Below are 18,661 nucleotides of genomic sequence, written 5' to 3' on the forward strand. Positions count from 1 at the left end.
ATCACTTCTCCCCAGGAAGCTTAGTGGTTGGATTGAGGTGTCCTTTTTGTCCCGTAATATGTACATGCGTCCTTCCCCTCCATCCAGCCCTACCCGCTTCGGCGACATCGACGCGGCCGAGTTCTTGGAACTTTCCACCCGTGATCTTTCCCCAGCTACCGGTCCTGAATGGACTCTGAGTCCAACCAAGTGCTTTCGCTCTAACGGCAAAGCCTTCGAACGCCGCATGTTCGGCAGCATTGAGTACCCGGCCGCCAAGACCAATTGTCGCCGGAATAGGCGGTGGACCGGGAGGCAACATCTTGGGTGGCGGCGGCCCCGACGGCAACGCCTTTGGTGGCGGCGGCCCCGGCGGCAACGCCTTGGGTGGCGGCGGCCCTGGCGGTAATGCCTTGGGTGGAGCCGCGCGCATTAATCCTGCCGTAAAAATCGACATGACGATTTGGACATCGGCACTCTGGCTTTCCTCAACTATTGCTCCCGTCATGTCTAAAAAGGCATTGCTCTTGACTTGCCACTCCGGGTGATCGCGTTTCATGGTCCAGTAATTTTTGGCGGCTGGCGATAGTTGCCGCCATTGAGCTTCCGCGATTAATGCGTCAGTCTTCAGATTGCCGATGATGTGGCTTATGATCGACGCATCCTGTTCGAGTCCCGCATCTTGCATGGCCTTCGCGACCTGATGCAGGCTTTCGGCCCGAATTCTCAGTTGGGCGATCTCGTTTGGCGTCAGTCTGTAATCACCGGGCGTCAATGTACGGCCGAGGATCGGCCGCGCGACCGTTCTGCCATAGGCGCTCTCCAACTCCGCGAATCTCTTGGCGACGCCTGTCTCAGTGCTTTCGGTGCCGGCCAGATCAATCCATCGTGCCGGGTTGGATCGCGCGTAGGCATAGAGATTGACACCGTCTATCAGCTCCGCAGGGTCGCAGCTTGTCCACCGCCCTAGCCATGCCGCGTAATACCTTGCGCCGTGATAGTAGAGCCCACTCTCTGCGTCCCGCTCCTTGCCCGTGTACCGATATCGCTTCGCCGTCTCCGTCTGGCTGCGCACTGCCTGATAGGTCGAGCTTCCGTAGGGCGCGTATTCCTCGTAAGAAATGATCTGCGCCTCATCATCCAGCTCTAGGATGGCCGAGCCGAGGTGATTGCCGATCTGATAGCGGATCAGTTGTTGTGGGGCCGAGTCATCGCCCGCCGTGTCCAGAGTTCGCGTCTCCACCAGGGCGATGCGCTGACTGTCGTCCATGACATGCAGCGTCTCGCGCTCCAGCCGCTGCGCCCCTTGTCTCCGCCGAAAGATCTCAAAGCCGCCCAGATAGATGCGCTCCTCGACAAGCACTGCAGACTTTTCCCAGATTTTGCGCACGCGTTGCCCGGCAAAATCGTAGACATAGTAAGTCGTCCCGCCGCCGCCGAGATCGGTCCGCCGGAGTTGATCCTGATAGTCCCAATGCATGTTGGAAGCAGGATGCGCACCACCCAGATGCGGCATGCGGATCATGTTGCCGTGGGCGTCGTAGACGTAGTGGACCACCGGTGGGAGATTGCTGCCGACGGTCGTGCTGGTGAGGCGGTTGTTGGTCTTGAGCAAAGCAGCGCCAGTGCCGTCCTCGATCAGGCTGTTTTCGCCGTAGGCGTAGGCGCGGGTCCAACCGGGATGCACGGGGGCGCTACCGCGATGCTGCATTTCCAGGAGGTTACCGACCGCGTCATACACATAGCGCTCGACATAGGTCCCCATGGCGGCGCCATCGTTCGCTGACCAGTCGATGCCGACGCGGGGCGCATCGTCATGCGAATGCGGGATCGGTGCGCCGCCGACCTGGCCCAAGTGCTCGCGCCCGGTGGCTTCGATCAGCCGGTAGAGGGGATCGTAGGTGTACTTGGCGCTCGGTTCGACACGCGTGTTTCGAAAGAAAACCGTCTGCTGCGCATCGTCACGAATGCGCGTGATGTTCCCGACCGGATCATAGGTGTAGTGCACGTTCTGTATCTGGCAGCCCGGCCAGCCGGCGGGCGGCGGCTGGATGCAGTCATTGGGGAAAGCAGTCGCGGCGCGACGCGTTAGCAGGTGGACGAGCCGGAAGGTCAGGGGATCGTAGTCGTAGAGCGTGCTGGCGCCGTTGCCGTAGTCGATGCGCTGGCGTTGGCCCTTGGCGTCGTAGTCGATCTTGCTGACGAACGACGTCCACACGGGGTGACCGCCAGCGATGGTGCCGCGCACGTTCGCGTCTACGCGCTCGAGAAGATTGGCTTCGTTATAGCCGGTCCGGATGACGCTGGGCTGCATCGCCGGCGTATGCGGCGTGGTCAGAGTTACCGGGCTGTTGAGCGCATCGTAGGTAGTGGTGCTGGTGTAGGCGTCGGCTTCAAGCCTAGCTGCGAGAGCGGCATTGAGCGCGACAGCATTGAGCAATGCCGTGGCACTCGTCGGCAATGCGACGTGATCGGCGTCCACTGCGCGCCAGTCGACTGCCTGCCGGTACTGGACCCCGCTCATCAGGCGGCGCGAGACGCGCAGCGGATTGCCTTTAAAGTCGTTGGCTTCCGAGATGACCGCGCCGGCCTGATCGAGGTGGAGATAGAGCTTGCCGCGCAGGTTGAGCAGTTCGGCTTGCGGGTGCTGCTCGCCGTAAACCAGGCGCTCGGTGAGCAATTCCTGACTGGAGTTAGCAGGATCGGCGCCGGTCACGAGCGTCCGCAGCGGACGGCGCAACGGATCGAATTCCACGCGGAAGCCGTGTCCGCGACTGTCCCACGAGCGAATGGCTTTACCGGCCGCGTCATTGAGCATCCAACGTGCGCCAGCCTCCATGCTGAGCTGATAGATGCGGCTTGAGAGCATGTCGTAGGCGTACCGCATAACGATGCGCCCTCGGAGATCGCCTGCCTGCTCGATGGCATCGCGCACCTCGCGCTGGTTACCTTCGATATCCAGTTTGACGCGGGTGGCGAAGAGCAGATGCCGGGCAGGCTGCGCCGGATCCGGACCGTTATCCCCCAGCGTAAGGAACGGGCGGCCGAGCGCATCGAAGTGCGTCGTCGTCGGCGTACCTGCATGAACGGCGGCCTTGCCGGCGGCCGCTTGCTCATCTGGTCCAAGCGCGCCGCCTTGCCGCTGCGCGTGCCAGGTCTGCCACGACGGCGCAGGCGGGCTGGTAGGTAGCCCCGCAAAGTAGCCGGCGGTGTAGCCTTTGATGTCCGCGTCGGTACGCGGGTCGCCCAGCACGGTGTCGTTCACATCCCACGTGGCCTGTCGCCACGGGTCGAACACCACCTTTTCGTAGCTGTGATTGGGGTGAAGAGTGACGACGGCGCGGTCCAAAGGATCGTAGAACAGGATGGGACTGACGCCGATCTGCACGCCGAACTCGAAACGATGCGTGGCGCTGAAAAACGGCTCGTATTGGCGGACCGGCTTGCCCTTGTTGTTGAAGACGACCCAGCCGCTGCCTACCCAACGCGGGCTGATGATCGGGCCGCCCGTGACCAGCGCCCCGGGCTCCGCATGTATCTTCTTCTGGATCTCACGGCCGAAGCCGTCTGAGTAGGAGAAGCTGTGGTAGATTCTGGTCTTCGCGCCAGGTTGGAGATCGGCGTCATGCGTCTCACGCGCTAAAGTATAGGCGACAGGGGGCTGCGGCGCCGGTAGATTTTTCGTGCGGTGATAGGCGAAAAGGTCGTAAACTAGCCGCGTCGTGGCCCGACCGAGGACAGCATCGGGGTCTGTGAGCGGATTCGCCAAGTGGCCGAGGGTGACGGCTTCGGTCAGGTCGGCGGAGAAACCGTCGAGTGCGTCGCCGAGGCTTTCCTCGGGTTTGCCCATCACAGCTGTGCCGACCACCACGCCGAGCGCGTCGAAAGCCACTTGGCAACGGTTACGGTTGGGATCCATCACCCGCGCCGGCTGGAGCACGCGGTAATCATTGCCGGGCTTGCTGGGGTCGATCGTCCCGTTGAGTCGACGCTCACCGACGGTGACTCGATTCCCCAGTGCGTCGCGCGTATCGACGATCAACAGATCGTAGGTATCATACGTGTTGACGCTCTCGGTGCCGACCGCGTTGCTGTGGAACGGGTCGCGGGTCCGCTGCGGCAGAAAGAAGTGGCTCTGTGCGTATGCGAGCTCCTGGGCGGCCGTGTCGCTCCCGCCGGGGGATAGGAACGTTCGGCCGGAAGGTACCCACCAGTGATCATTCGGATCGCTGTTGGGAAACCGCCCGTCCGCCTTGAGTTGCTGACTCGCCAGATAGCCGCCGCGATCGCCGCCCTGGCCGCCAAGTACGTTGGCGGGGACCGGCAACAATGGCTGGCCATTGCGCCGGAACGCCTCAGTTAGCAGCCCGGGTGTGAAGGCCAGCCTGTAGCTCTCGCCGGATAGCGCCAGGGATTCGACTTGGCCTAACGGCAGAAGCGAGCTCAGATCATCCGCGCGGTAGATCGTGCGGATCTGTTCGATCGCACGACGCTGTCTGCCCGCGGTTGGTAGCTCCTCGTAATCGATTTCGCTGTCAAAGATGTGCGTCAGCACGCCGCCTGCGAGCTGGACGAAATCTGCGCACTGGAATCGCCCGCCCGTGCCGGTCGGTACGTAGCCGGTCAACTCATAAGTACGTGCCTCGCACAGCATCGGAGTGCGGTAAGCATCGATGAAGGCTGCGGCAACGTCGATCGCATTGCTGACCCGATGCTCCGTATAGGTGATCAGCGATTGGGTTTGCTTGTCCTGATCGGCCGGCAGCGGAAGTGAGAGATCGGCCTGCCGCCGGCCATACCCGATGGCAACTTCCTTCAGCATGTTGCCGAAGGCGTCGACTTCCAGCGTAAGGACGTGCTCAACGCGCGGGTCAGCCGGGTTGCGCTCGTAGTGGTAGTTAATCGTCTCGCCGGGATGCGCGAAAACCACTGCATGACGATTGGCGCCGCAGGGTTGTTCGATTCGGATGCTGAAGTTTTGCTCGGCGACGGTATAGGGATGTCCTTCCTTCGGCGTGCCGTCGACAGCATAGACCTCCTGGCGCAGCATCGATCCCTTGAGGGCGCGACAGGCTTCACGCTCTTCGTCCAGAGTCAAGCCAGACGGCAGCACCGTGTCGGGAAGCAGCAAGTCCTTGGCCTGCGCGTCGCTGAGACCCGGCTCGCGGTAGTACTCGCCCTTGTCCATGGCATCGAGCAGTCCGGCGAAGAAATCTGAGACATGGTCGCGGCCCAGATAGGCGCCAGTGTGGAACCAGGTCCTGGTCAGGACCGGCGGCACGTGCGTGGCGACATCTACATTGGTGGCGGGAGGCAGCGTACTCGCGGCCGAGAGCACCGCAAGTTCTTCCGTGTCCCACTGCTCCACCATGCCGAAGCCGCGGAACTCGCGCTCCACGCCGTCGAAGTAGCCGTGGTGGTAGGCATAGCGCGTGACGAAGCGATTGCGGCTGATATGGTCGCGTGTCTCGACCCGCTCGACCACATGCACCGGAAACGGCAGCCGGGTGATCCACGGCTTGCCATCGCGCCTGTCCTGCAAATAGAACTTGATGGACGAGGTGTATTGGACGACGGTTTCGGCGCCGAGGTTGTTGGCGGTCTTGACCAGCAGGTGCGGCTTGTGGCCGCCCATCAGATTCATGTAACGCATCGGCCGACGTGCATCGCCTGGCAGCGGCGATGACCAGACCAGACAGGCTGTGCCATTGCCAAGCAGGTCGGCCGCGACGATGGACACAAGGTTGTCCACCCGCGGGGAAACATTCAGTTGCTGCGGCTCGCTCCAGCCGTTGCCAGACTGGTTGAAGTATAGGCGCACGCCGTCGCGGTGCAGGTAGATTATGTCGTTCGTGCCGGTACCATCGATGTCCGTGATGCGGAGACGCGCGTGGTCGAATTGGTCCGGGGCGTCGAATCGGGGCGCGTTGTCCATCGTCACCTTAGCGCCGAAACGGGCGTAGCCGAGGTTGGGCCAGTAGCAGATCTCGCCGTTGCGGATCCGCACGAGGTCGGTGAGCCCATCGCCATCGAAGTCCGCCAGATAGATCGACTGGGTGCCGTCAGCGAAGACCAGACGGGGGCCCTTCTCTTCATCGAGTGCTTGACCGACGCGGTGCGCCGAGCCGAAGCCGGCCTCGGCTAACGAGCGATGCCAAACAAAGGCGTCGTCTTCGGTGATCAACACGTCCGCGTGGCCGTCGCCATTGAGATCGATGAGCTTCAGGTTGGAGTCGTGCATGTCGCGGTGGAGGCGCGACGTGAATGGACGGAAGGGCTGCCAGCCTTCGTCCTCGTCGTGTTCATAGAGGCCCAACATGGGGCCATCCAGTACGACTAGGTCAGGCAGGCCGTCGCCCGCCAGGTCCATGAACTGAGCCTTCCGAGCGGCCAGCGCCAGATTCGGTTTTGCCGCTACGCGCTCCAAGGGCGCGAACTCGACCGGCCGTTGGCTAATGGGGCTCAAGTTGCGCTTGTAGAACCAGGCGCCAGCCTGCTCGGTGAGAATGCCGGGAATGCCTTCGCCGTGCAGATCGGTCCATTGGTAGCTGGCACCGTCGACCCCGATGGGCAAGTTCTCGGTGCTCGCAGAGTCGACGTCCTCCACCGTGTCCTGCACGACCGGCTGCGTGTATTCGAACTGGACGGGCGGCAAGCTCCGCTTTTCGTAGCTACCGTTGTTGCGTCGGTAGCCAGTCTGCGTGACGGCGTGCAGGAAGGTATAGACGGGGTTGCGTGCGCTGGCCGGATCCAGTTGGTGAGAGTAGGTGAGGTCGGTAGAACGAACCAAGCCTTCGTAGCCTGTCTCTCCGGTAGCCAGGTCGGGTATGTGATGGAACATCAGAACGCGCTGACACAGACGCGTCGTGCGTACCTCAAAGCCAGGCCGGTAGGTCGAGAAGGAGTCGCTTCGGGACGTCCACACGCCGGTATCGTCCGGCTTCGGCACGTCGGCGTGGTGCTCACCGTAATCCAGGATCAGCTCAAACATCCAGGCGGCGTTCTGGACTTGTGCCACGGGCAGATCGGCAAGGAAGCGCGGCCGATGCCCGGCACTGTTCAGCAGCGGCCTGCGGTTGCCGTAACTTATACGCTTTAGATAGCGGTTGGCGGTACGCCGGGGGTCGTCGCGACCGCCTCGATTGCGCTCGCAAGCGCGGCTGAGATCGACGCCGGCGCCGTCTTCCCGTTTGTAACCGTAGAGAATGGCGTTGCCTTTGTCGTCGCGCGTTTCGCAGATCAGCCACGCGAAGATACGCAGGGGATTTTCGGGGTCCGCGATGCGCGAGTCCGCGTCCTTGCCATAGAGCGTTAGGATGTTGTCTCTGGAAATCGATCGCCAATGAACATCGCGATCACTCTCTCGGGTCCAGCGTTCGATGCGAGTGAACAGGCCCTCGATTCGAGGGCGATAGCGACGAACCACATAAGTAATACCATTGACCGTGCGCAGCGTGTCGTGAACGACATGCCTGCCATTCTGGATGATCCATCGTCCGGCAGCATCTTTTTTGAACTCCGGCACCAAGTCTTCTGCCCCCGACAGGATAAAGACATCCGATTCATCAACGTCGTTGTACTGCGGCAGGCCTTTTTCGGTCTTGCGCGTGATCCCAGGAAGCGAAAGGCTCCAACCGAATCCGAATGGTCCGCTGCCGGCGCTGGAGTCGTAGGAAAGGGCAAGCTGCGGACCGAAACCACCACGTCCGGGTGATGTGGCGATCGGCACCTTTATCGAGCCGGTGCCCGTGGTCGGATTAGCCGCGAACTTCTCGCCAATGCCGCGGATGGCGCCGCCACCCTTCGGGAGCGAAACCTGCGGAGCGCTTACACGAAAGTTATCGCCCGAAGCGGCGTCTGAAGCAGGCTTCGTTGCCACCGGGCCGGCGAACGGGGCGCGCTGATTAATAGAGGAATCCTCCGACCGACGATCCCTAGATCGTTTCATCATAGCACTAATCGCGCGACGCGAAAGGCTGATTCGGGCAATGCCTAAGTGTCTGTCTGGGAAGAAGTTGAATCCTATGAATCATTTGTGATTCAAGAGAGGTGGCCTGATTCGGAGGAGCCGCCGAAGTGGACGAATGAAAACCGCGCGCGGTAACACCGCAGCCATTTGGCGCTATCCCAGCGACCTCACCGACGACGAATGGAAACCGGTCGAACCGTTGATTCCGCCAGGCAGGCGCGGCGGCGAAAAACGCACAGTGATCATGCGCGAAGTTGTGAACGGCCTCATGTACATTCTCTCCACCGTGCGATCCCAACTCCACAGGTCGAAATAATCGTACAACGTCGAGCGCGGCGGCAGGTCCTTCGGGATAGCCCGCCACTGACAACCGGTTGAACTGCTGGGTAACCGACACGAATGAGACGCCGTGCTGGTGAAAGGTCTCGACGATCTTGGCAAAGTCGGCGAGCGAGCGCGTTAGCCGGTCGACTTTATAGACTACTACGGTGTCGATCGTGCCGGCCTTGATATCGGCGAAAAGCCTCTGCACGGCGGGACGATCCAATATTCTCCTGTCCTTCGCCCAGTTCGAGCGCGAGGTCACCGGCGAGCGCATCCGGGCCAAGTTCGCGGGTTCCGGGAAGAAGGGCCTCTGGATGGGTGGTTACGTCCCCTTGGGGTACCGAACAAACGGCCGCACTCTGGTAATTCAGAAGGCCAAGGCCAAGGTCATCCGCGCGGTCTTCAGCCTGTACCGCGATACAGCCTCCGTCGCGGCGGTCGAGGTCGAGCTGCATCGTCGCAAGATGTTTAGACCGGGGTCGACCACCATGACCACCGGCAGGACTTATGGCAGCCGGCCCTTCAGTCGCGGCGAGATCTATCGGCTCTTGGCGAGTCCGGTCTATGCCGGCGACATCGGCCATAAGGAGAAGCGTTACCCCGGACAGCACCTACCTATCGTCGACCGCGAGACCTTTACGGCCGTGCAGGCCCAACCTCGCCGCGAACAGCCATGCCCGTTACGTCCGGCTTGATGCCAAAGACCCGAGCCTGCTGGCCGGTCTCCTCCAGGACGAACAGGGCAATCGGTTTCGCACCCTCGGGCGGCGCGATCTGGTCGTCGCCGACCATCGACCCCAAAACAAACCGGATCTACGCGACGACGGGCGACAGCTATCTGACCCGGCCTCCACGACCTCCGGCGCGGTTGTGGCCTTTGATCTGGCCACCGGACGGCTCGCATGGTCGCAGCAGATGACCGAGGGTGATGCATACAATATGGCGTGCAGCGGCCAGTATCGCTCTAACTGCCCCGGCACCAAGGGTCCCGATTTCGATTTCGGCTCCCCTCCAATCCTGGTCGATTTACCTGACGGACGGCGTGCGCTCATTGCCGGGCAGAAATCAGGCATGGTGCACGCGCTTGATCCGGATCGCGATGGCGCCATCCTCTGGCAGCGCCGGGTGGGACAAGGCAGCACGCTCGGCGGCGTGCAATGGGGCTCCGCTGCGGACGATGCGAACGTCTATGTCGCGGTGTCGGATGTCGGGATGAAAGAGTCGAAAATTGCGCTTCTCCTAGGACCGTCTAACGAACTGATCGAATGATGTTGCCCATTGGTAATTAGCTGACACAGCCTTTCACCGCCGCTTTTGCGCCCTCAGAAAGCGGTCGTTTCGTTACTACCCTACTCGGCTCTCGCGCGACCAAGTTCGTACGCGACGACATGTGCTCGGGATAAGTCAAGCAATGGCGTGTCGATGCGCAGCGTGCGGGCGCGGCACTGCATATCGCCCAAGATGTGCTCACCTTCGAGTGACCACCGCGCCATGCTCGAAGCGGTGAAATCCGATCCGAACGCCAACAAACTCGCCTACCGTCTCCAATACGAAACGCAGACGGCCTACATCAACGCCCACGGAGGCCAACGGGTCATCTTCTGCAAGGACTTCATCGCAGCCAACAGCCAATACAAGGCGCGCTTCACCACCGTGGTCGAGGACCACATGAGCGACGTCAGCACTGGTGTGCAGAAAGCGATTGCCCACAACCTCTGCGGTGCGCCTCCCGTCAAGCTGTCCAAGGTCGACTGGAAACCGTACGCGCAAATCAAGATGCTTAGATCGAGCATAAGTTGGCAAGGAAAAGACGAACGGCTGAAACGTCACCGAGGAAACGACGGCGGTAACGGAACAGTTCTGTGCACCGGTAAAAACCCCATGAGCATCCCCGCCGCCAATCGTCCGACCCCCGCTGATGCGTCTTTGCCCGGCTCGGGTGGTCCGGGGGTTAGCGTCGCCACTCCTCCGCGCTCGCGACGCACCGCGTAAACTAAATCTAACCATTTTCTTGAGATTGTTCTATGAAGCCTTGAGAGGAAGTTATGGCCGAAACATCCATCGAATGGACGGACGCGACGTGGAACCCAGTCGCAGGATGCTCGATCCTGACAGCGGGCTGCACAAATTGTTATGCCATGCGTATGGCGGCTCGGCTCGACGCTATGGGCACCAAGAAGTACCGCGGGCTCACCAGAAAAAGCGGTAGGAGAGCGGTTTGGACGGGCAAAATCCGGCTAGACCATGCGACGCTCGACGTACCGAAGGCGTGGTCTAAACCGCGCAAGGTCTTCGTCAACTCCATGTCGGACCTCTTTCATGACGATGTGCCCGTGGAGTTCATTGCGCAGGTTTGGGCGGTGATGAAGGAAACACCGCGCCATACGTACCAAATCCTTACAAAACGACCCGAGAGAATGGCTGAAGTTTTGGCTGCGGCCCCTTTTGAAGTTCTCCCGAACGTCTGGCTCGGTACCAGCGTCGAAGATGGTCGTGTGCTGCATCGGCTGGATGCAGTTCGCCGGGTACCCACGGCGGTCAGGTTTGTTTCGCTGGAACCCTTGATCGGGTCCGTGGCGGCGGGTGACCTCACCGACATTCACTGGGCAATCGTGGGCGGAGAAAGTGGTCCGCGCGCTCGGGAGATGAAGCCTGAGTGGGTCGATGAAATCGAAGCGATGTGCCGCCGCTCAGATACGGCGTTTTTCTTCAAGCAGTGGGGCGGAAAGAACAAAAAAGCGACAGGCCGCACGCTTCACGGGCGCACCTTCGACGAGATGCCAGACTTGAGAATGTGACCCGCGATCCGCGAGGCCAGACCGATGGCGGCGGGCTTGGGATTTGAAATCGCGAAGAACAGCGCAAACTGGGGAATGCCTCTGTCATCATTCAGGCGCAGAGGGGGCAGGACGGATGAAAACAGCCCCGCCAACCGCGCACCGAAATACTTTTCCATATCATCGACCTCGGCTGTGCGCGCGAGACGTTCGTCCGTGTCGCCGAAAAGGTTGGTACGTTGGCTCATCTCGTACCAGTCCTTCTCCCAATCTGGCGTTCCGATCATTCTGGTAAGCGCAGTGCGCTTTGACGCGTCCAAATCCTCAGCATCGCGCGTTGCTTGACGGAATAGCCCGGAAAGCGAAACCAAATACCAAACGTCGATTGCTTCCGTCCTCCTGATCGCCTCCAAAGTTCGCCATTCAACCGACATCCCGTATGGGTCGAGGAACATCACAGCCCGTGTCCGTGCCCAGCTTTTTTGCTCCCCCAGGAGGTTCATGATTTCGGCGTTGGCGTCACCCGGAACTACAGAGATGTTTCGGAATGGGTTTGCGGATCGCAAATCGTTCAACGCTGCGACGTGTCTCGGCCTTTTGTCCATGAATACCAGTCTGTCGAAGGCCGGCGAGACATCGATCGCAATTTTCGCTGATCCGGCTCGGCGCTCCACCCGTGCATCGACTTCGGGTCCCAGCATATCGGCGGCGCGACCTGGGATGATAACCGTTCTCTCACCGGTGCCCGCGAAGGCGTCTACATACCAAAGGTTTTCGAATTGAGGCCGCAACGCCTTCGTAAATTGGTGCAGATACCCGCCGACCAAAGACAATTTAAGGTCCGTGGATATGCCGCCAAATTCATGATTGCTCTGAGCCATTACCACCCACACCAGCTTTTCCGATCAGATAGTTTCGCAACTGGAAGGCGTGAGCAAGGGCGGATCATACCGAATTACGCGAGAACCGACTGTCACTGATCCCGCTTGAGCTTCCGTTTCCCCCAATGGGTATCTTTGCGCTCGGGATTAAAAGCCCGCTCGACGTGACGGTTCAGCGCCTTCGTGAACCGCTCCGCGCCATCATTGTTGGACCGCCTCGCGACACCAGCATCAGCACCTCGATAGCAGCTTGTCATTCCGGCTGGTCGGCTTCCCTTTTTCGGCAGGCCGGTGATGTAGTCGGCAGCGTCCCTTAACGTGACCAGTTTTCGTCCGCCCGGGAGCGGAGGCGAAGACTTCCGGCTGGCGCAAGTGTCGCAACTCCATCGCATACCATTGAAAGCAAAATGCTTGGCGACGGACTTGCGACAAGCATGGCCGGTGGCTCGTGTTGCCGCAATGCTAGGCTTGGTTGAAGGGGTTACTCCAGCGGAGCCATCTTAAGGGCTATGGCAGCCTCACCGGAACATTTGGCGGCGTTCGGTCCTCTTCTCCCCACAGGAACTGTTCAGCGCATTGGCGGGGCCGGCATAGGCCCGCCCCCCCCCGCTGGATTCGGCACGTTTGAGACATGCCGAGGCGGTCGACGATGTCCGTTTCCAGAGGGATACTGTCGCAAAACTCGAAAGTTGCATCAGTCCGAATTTTTGGTGAAACCTTAAAACGCGAGGCGATCGACGATTCGGATAACCTCAATCGCGTTAGCGAAGTCGCCTATGAGTTTAGTGTGAGGCGATGAGGTCCCCTCAGATCTCTACACGAAAATCGCGCCTGCGGCCCTCAGAATTTTTGACACCTTCGGCACATGACTTTTGCAACACAATCAGAGGAAGACCGGAAGTAGCCGGCCGACGACCAAAATGACGCGATTGACCCACAACGGAAGTCGCAGCGCTCGCAATCTGCGACGCTGAGAACTGTGCGATAGCGCTGGCAACGCAGCCGGTATTGTCAGTTCCGGTGTGCCCCATCGCGGAAGAATTGCACCTCCAGGAAAAGCTGTATCCAATTCTTCTCCAACATAACGAAATGCGTTCCCTGGCCGATCTCGACGAGCCGCTTGTTCGGGCCACTCGGAAGCTTGTGGAAGAGCGCTTGCGGCCATACCGACCCCTGCCATCCCCACGGCAGCCCCGTTGCGAACCGCTTCGGCGGCACGAGCGCGTGCCACGTCTCCTACCTGCTCATCTGTGCCTCAACGTCACCAGGGGCGACAAACTGAATCGCTTGTCGTTGTTGCCCCGTGAGGCTATTCTGTCGTGCTCTACGGCGGAATCGCGAGGGGAAGCAGGTGGCCACGATCACGGAGTGGCTGGCTTCGCTCGGTCTGTCCGAGTACGCCCAGCGCTTTACCGAGAACGATATCGACGTCTCCGTCCTGCGTCATTTGACTGATCAGGATTTGAAAGAGCTTGGCGTCTCGCTTGGGCATCGGCGCAAGATGCTGGCGGCGACTGCCGAGCTTGCCGGCGCCGCCGCACTTCCACCCGCACATCTGTCGCCCGAGCCCAAGCAACGGGACAACGCGGAGCGCCGCCAGCTCACCGTGATGTTCTGTGATCTTGTGGGCTCGACCGTGCTCTCGACGAGGCTCGATCCCGAAGATCTGCGCGCCGTTATCGGAACCTACCACAAATGCGTCGCAGAGACGGTCGACCGGTTCGACGGCTTCGTCGCCAAATACATGGGCGATGGGGTGCTGGTCTATTTCGGCTACCCACGCGCACACGAGGAGGACGGCGAGAGGGCGGCGCGCGCCGGGCTTGCCCTTGTTGAGGCGGTGCCAAAGCTCAAGACAGCCGCCGATTTCCCCTTGCAGGTGCGTGTCGGGATCGCCACCGGGCTGGTCGTAGTCGGCGACCTTATTGGCGCGGGCGCGGCGCAGGAGCAGGCGGTCGTCGGTGAGACTCCAAATCTGGCCGCGCGCCTCCAGGCGCTGGCCGAACCGGGCGCCGTGGTGATCGCATCGAGCACCCGCAGGCTGACTGGCGGCCTCTTCGAATATCGCGATCTTGGAACCGTCACTCTCAAGGGCTTTGCTGAGAACGTGTCGGCGTGGCAGGTGCTGGGCGCGAGCGCCATCGAGAGCCGCTTCGAGGCCTTGCGCACGGCCACAATGCCGCTGGTCGGCCGGGAGGAAGAAACCGAACTGCTGATGCGCTGCTGGGACCAGGCCAAAGGCGGTGACGGCTCGGTCGTGCTGATATCGGGCGAGCCGGGCATCGGCAAATCGCGCATCGCGCAGACCATCGCGGACCGGCTCGCCGGCGAGCCCCATACCCGCCTGCGGTATTTCTGCTCGCCCCACCACCAGGACAGCGCACTCTACCCGATCATCGCCCAGTTCGAACGCGCCGCCGCGTTCCGGACCGAGGACACGGCAGAGCAACGGCTCGACAAAGTCGAGGCGGTGCTGTCGCAGGCGACCAGCGATCTGAGTGAGGCCGCCCCTCTCATCGCGGACCTACTGTCGATCCCGACCGGCGAGCGCTACCCGGCGCTCGATCTTGCCCCGCAGAAGCGCAAGGAGAAGACGCTCTGGGCGCTGATTGCGCAGGTCGAGGGACTCGCCGCTCAACTGCCGGCGCTTATGATATTCGAGGATGTCCATTGGAGCGACCCCACGACGAGAGAAGCACTCGACCTGCTCATTGATCGGGTGGCCACCCTGCGGGTGCTGGTGATCATCACCTTCCGGCCGGAGTTCACGCCGACCTGGATCGGACAGCCGCACGTGATGCTGTTCAACCTCAGCCGCCTGACACCGCGGCAGCGCGCCGAGATGATCGTGCTTGTGACCGGCGGCAAGGCGTTGCCCAAGGAGATCGCCGAGCAGATCATCGATCGCACCGACGGCGTGCCGCTGTTCATCGAGGAGCTGACCAAGTCCGTTGTCGAGAGCGGATTGGTGGTAGTCGCCGGGGACCGTTACGCGGTGACGGGGCCAGCGGCGCCGCTGGCCATCCCGACGACGCTCCACGCCTCGCTCCTGGCAAGGCTCGATCGATTGGCTCCAACCCGAGAGGTGGCGCAGATTGCAGCGGCGCTCGGGCGTTCGTTCTCGCACGTGCTGATCAGCGCCGTCGCTCAGATGCCCCGGATCAAACTGGATGACGCGCTGGAGCAGCTGGTGAGCGCCGAGCTGATCTTCCGGCGAGGGACAGCGCCCGACGCCGAGTATACTTTCAAGCACGCATTGGTGCAGGACGCGGCCTATAGCACCTTGCTGCGCACCCGACGACAGCAGATTCATGCCCGAATCATCGCGACACTGGAGAGCCAATTTTCCGAGATCGCGGCGACGCAACCGGCGCTGCTCGCTCAGCACTGCGCCGAAGCGAGCCTAACGGCGAAGGCAGTTGCCTATCGGCTCAAGGCTGGACAGCAGGCCCTGGCGCGTTCGGCGATGATGGAAGCCTCAGCGCAACTGCACAAAGGCTTGGACCTTCTTACCGGCCTGTCAGACGGCCCTGATCGCCAGCAATTTGAGCTCGACTTGCAGCTGCTTCTCGGCATGACGCTGACCGCGACGGAGGGCTATGCCGCGCCCGTGGTGGCAAAGGCATTTGCACGCGCACGCCAGCTCTGCCAACAGCTCGATCGACCATCTCAGCTTGCCATGCTACTGGTCGGGCAAGCCTCGTATCACTTCATCGCAGGCGAGCTTGCGCTGGCGTGTCAGGAGAGCAAGGAGCTTGTCGACCTGGGGCAGCATCGGAACGACGCCGATGTGAAATTCCAGGGCTGCACGTTCAGCGCTGTGACGTGGTTTCACGTCGGTGACTTCGTCGCCGCGCGCGATTACGCCGAACGGGCGATGGCACTCTTCGAACCGCCGCACCCCTCCGAGGCTTGGTGGACCCAAAACCCATATGTCACCGCGCTCACATTTTCATTTCGGTCACTGACCTATCTTGGCTATCTCGATCAAGCACGCGCAAGACGTGAGGAGGCACTCGCACAGGCGCACCAGCGCCAGCATGCCCACACGCTTGCCATGGTGCGCTGTATCTCTTTGCTCACCCTCGAACACATAAAATCAGACCCCGCAATCTTATTGGAACGGATCGAGGAGATGAGGGCACATTGCGTGGAACACGGTTTTCCTTATTTTGAGGCGGGGGCCTTGATGTGCCGTGGCCACAGCCTGTCGATGCTGGGTCGCACTGAGGAAGCTCTCGCAGATCTCACCGATGCGCTAGCAAAATATCGGGCCACCGGGGCTGTCACAGTCGTACCGCTAGTTCGGACGTGGTTTGCCGAAGCCCTTGGGAAGGCCGGTCGGCCAACGGAAGCACTAGAACAGCTCGACGAGGCCGAGCGTCAGATCGAAGCGACTCAGGAGCGTTGGACCGAAGCCGACATGTATCGGGTTCGCGGCGAGTTGCTGATCACCGTTGGTGATCCTGTGGCGGCTGAGAAATGCCTCCAAAAAGCCATCGCCGTTGCGCGCGGGCAAAGTGCGAAGCTATGGGAGATTCGCGCCGCCACGTGCCTCGCGCGCCTTTGGCGAGACCAGGGCAAACGCGCCGAAGCCCGCGACCTCCTCGCACCAATTTACAGCTGGTTCGCCGAGGGCCTCGACACGCCGGTCCTCGAGGAGGCCAAATTGCTGCTGGAGCGGCTCACGGAGTGACACCGACTGCGTGCGCCACCGTTCGGCTGGGAAAGAGGACCCCTCCGGGCCGAAGGTCGGCGCCTTGGATCCTCCGTCCGACCGTGTCCCTGGTCTGCTCTGTGATCTCGAACTGAACCGGGCGACCAACGGACATAGCCGAGACCGGCCGTGCCGTCCGAGATTAGGCGCTTTTCGGACATGGTGCGCTGTTCGACTAGAGTCCGCAATGCATCACGCGGTGCGCTCAATCGCTGGATAACGTAGCGAAGACAAAGGCATTAGAACGGGCTCTCTACCGACTATTCCTGGTGTCAACGAAGCGCGGATTACGCGCGAGCGTTGTTTGCTGCACTGCATGAGTCCGTTCATGGCAGATTTTGTTGCAAAAGTCGGTTGAGGCAGGCCACGAACCGTGATTCCGTTACGTTGACGCGAATCTCGGTGAGGTCGATCCACGATCGGCCGTCTGAAGAGTGACCAAGGTCAACTGTTCTACGAGTTTCATCTTGGCGACGCGGTGCCCGAGGATCACCTGGTGCGAAAGATCGACAGTGCCCTCGATCTTTCCTGGCTCCGCAGCGAACTTGCACCTCACTATTCGTCGATGGGTCGCCCGTCGATCGATCCGGAATTGATGATCCGGATGCTGGTCGTGGGATATGTGTTTGCGATCCGTTCGGAGCGGCTGATCTGCCGTGAAGTGCAGGTGAACTTGGCCTATCGCTGGTTCTGCAAGCTCGGTATCGAGGACGCTATCCCGGATCATTCGGCATTTTCGCGCGCCCGCAACGAACGTTTTCGCGAGGGAGAGGTTTTCCGTCGCCTGTTCGAGCGGGTTGTCGAGGCGTGTATTGCGGCCGGTTTGGTTGGTGGCGAAGGCTTTGCCGTCGATGCGAGCCTGATTGCGGCCGACGCCAATAAGCAGCGCTCGATCGCAGGTCAGGATTGGCGCAGGGATCGCGATCCGGCGAGGTCCAGCCGCGCGGTGAAGGAGTATCTGGCGACCCTCGACAATACGGCGTGGGGTGCTGCCAGCGACGTCGTGCCAAAGTTCGTCTCGCCATCCGATCCCGCGGCCCAGTGGACCGGCGCTCACAAGGGACCGGCATTCTTCGCTTATTCCGACAACTATCTCATCGACGCGAAGTTCGGTGTCATCGTTGACGTCGAGGCCTCCCGCACCATTCGCCAGGCCGAGGTCGGCGCGGCGAAGACCATGATCGAGCGGACAGAAGAGCGCTTCGGCCTCAAGCCGGAGCGGCTTGTCGGAGATACCGCCTACGGGGCAGCTCCAATGCTGAACTGGCTGGTCGAGGAGAAAGGCATCGCGCCCCATATTCCCGTGTTCGATAAATCGAAGCGAGATGACGGCACCTTCTCGCGCAGCGACTTTCGATATGATCCGACGAGCGACGTTTACCACTGCCCAGGCGGAAAGCGGCTTGGCACGAGTGGCACCGTGCATGAGGGCAAGACGCTTCTGTATCGCGCCAGCAAACTCGACCGCGATGTATGCCCGCTCAAACCGCAGGAAAGACCCATCGCGCAAGATCCCGCGCGACATCCACGAACACGCCCGAGATGTTGCCCGTTCGCTTGCCGACACTGAAGCCTTCGAGCAGTCACGCCGTGAGCGCAAAAAGATCGAGATGCGGTTCGCGCACTTGAAGCGCATTCTGAAGCTCGGCCGGCTTCGATTGCGTGGTCCACGAGGCGCCCAGGACGAATTTGTTCTGGCTGCAATCGCCCAGAACCTCCGACGGCTCGCGTCGCTAGTTGCCCGACCGCCACCCGTTCATGCGCCGTGTGTTGCGTAGCGTAGGAGTTGAGTAGAGAGCGCCGGGGAGCCGGCAGACAAAGCCGATCGCAGCAGTGTAGTGAAACGACCGGCCAACATCCATCGGTCTCAACCGACCTTTGCAACAAAATCGGCACAAAGCGGACTTGCCGGTGCGGTCTGACGATGTCCGTTCCCGGGGTTATCGCGGACGTGCGGCTAGCAGTGCGGACCCATTTGACATGATCGGCAGAATTCGGACTCTCACGGAAGCGA

6 protein-coding genes and 4 pseudogenes are annotated in these 18,661 nt (G+C 61.2%); 6 read left to right on the forward strand and 4 right to left on the reverse strand.

Annotated elements, in window-relative coordinates; genetic code table 11:
- Window position 1: 1 nt before the first annotated feature.
- Window positions 2-7,930, reverse strand: coding sequence for a SpvB/TcaC N-terminal domain-containing protein (locus tag IVA95_RS34645; protein WP_247514597.1), 7,929 nt, complete (start codon window positions 7,928-7,930; stop codon window positions 2-4).
- 165 nt (window positions 7,931-8,095) lie between these two features.
- Between IVA95_RS34645 and IVA95_RS34650 the strand changes: the two are divergent.
- A pseudogene (locus IVA95_RS34650) lies at window positions 8,096-8,234 on the forward strand (transposase); the annotation flags it as partial.
- Between the two features lie 36 nt (window positions 8,235-8,270).
- Here IVA95_RS34650 and IVA95_RS39215 read toward each other — a convergent pair.
- Together IVA95_RS39215 and IVA95_RS34660 are read right to left on the reverse strand one after the other, a co-directional pair.
- Window positions 8,271-8,345 (reverse strand): annotated as a pseudogene (locus IVA95_RS39215) (hypothetical protein); the annotation flags it as partial.
- Window positions 8,322-8,495, reverse strand: a pseudogene (locus IVA95_RS34660) (recombinase family protein); the annotation flags it as partial. The pseudogenes IVA95_RS39215 and IVA95_RS34660, both read right to left, overlap by 24 nt.
- A 341-nt stretch (window positions 8,496-8,836) precedes the next feature.
- Between IVA95_RS34660 and IVA95_RS34665 the strand changes: the two are divergent.
- From IVA95_RS34665 to IVA95_RS34675, 3 genes are all read left to right on the forward strand, one after another.
- Window positions 8,837-9,541 carry a hypothetical protein gene (locus tag IVA95_RS34665; protein ID WP_247514598.1) on the forward strand — a complete coding sequence of 235 codons (705 nt, stop codon included), beginning with the start codon at window positions 8,837-8,839 and terminating at the stop codon, window positions 9,539-9,541.
- Window positions 9,542-9,763: 222 nt separating this feature from the next.
- Complete coding sequence (locus tag IVA95_RS34670; RefSeq protein ID WP_247514599.1) at window positions 9,764-10,264, forward strand: hypothetical protein; 501 nt, start codon at window positions 9,764-9,766, stop codon at window positions 10,262-10,264.
- A 53-nt stretch (window positions 10,265-10,317) separates the two neighbouring features.
- Window positions 10,318-11,070: a DUF5131 family protein gene (locus IVA95_RS34675; protein ID WP_247514600.1), complete on the forward strand. Its 753-nt coding sequence runs from the start codon at window positions 10,318-10,320 to the stop codon at window positions 11,068-11,070.
- Here the strand turns inward: IVA95_RS34675 and tcmP are convergent.
- A complete protein-coding gene (tcmP, locus tag IVA95_RS34680; RefSeq protein ID WP_247514601.1) occupies window positions 11,028-11,930 on the reverse strand; it encodes a three-Cys-motif partner protein TcmP in 903 nt (300 codons plus the stop codon). The genes IVA95_RS34675 and tcmP overlap by 43 nt on opposite strands.
- Before the next feature lie 1,351 nt (window positions 11,931-13,281).
- Here tcmP and IVA95_RS34685 point away from each other — a divergent pair.
- Window positions 13,282-16,626, forward strand: a complete 3,345-nt coding sequence (locus tag IVA95_RS34685; protein WP_247514602.1) for an adenylate/guanylate cyclase domain-containing protein — start codon at window positions 13,282-13,284, stop codon at window positions 16,624-16,626.
- Between the two features lie 439 nt (window positions 16,627-17,065).
- Window positions 17,066-18,425 (forward strand): annotated as a pseudogene (locus tag IVA95_RS34690) (IS1182 family transposase).
- Window positions 18,426-18,661: the final 236 nt, after the last annotated feature.

It is taken from the genome of Bradyrhizobium sp. 157, from assembly GCF_023073815.1.
Lineage (GTDB): Bacteria > Pseudomonadota > Alphaproteobacteria > Rhizobiales > Xanthobacteraceae > Bradyrhizobium.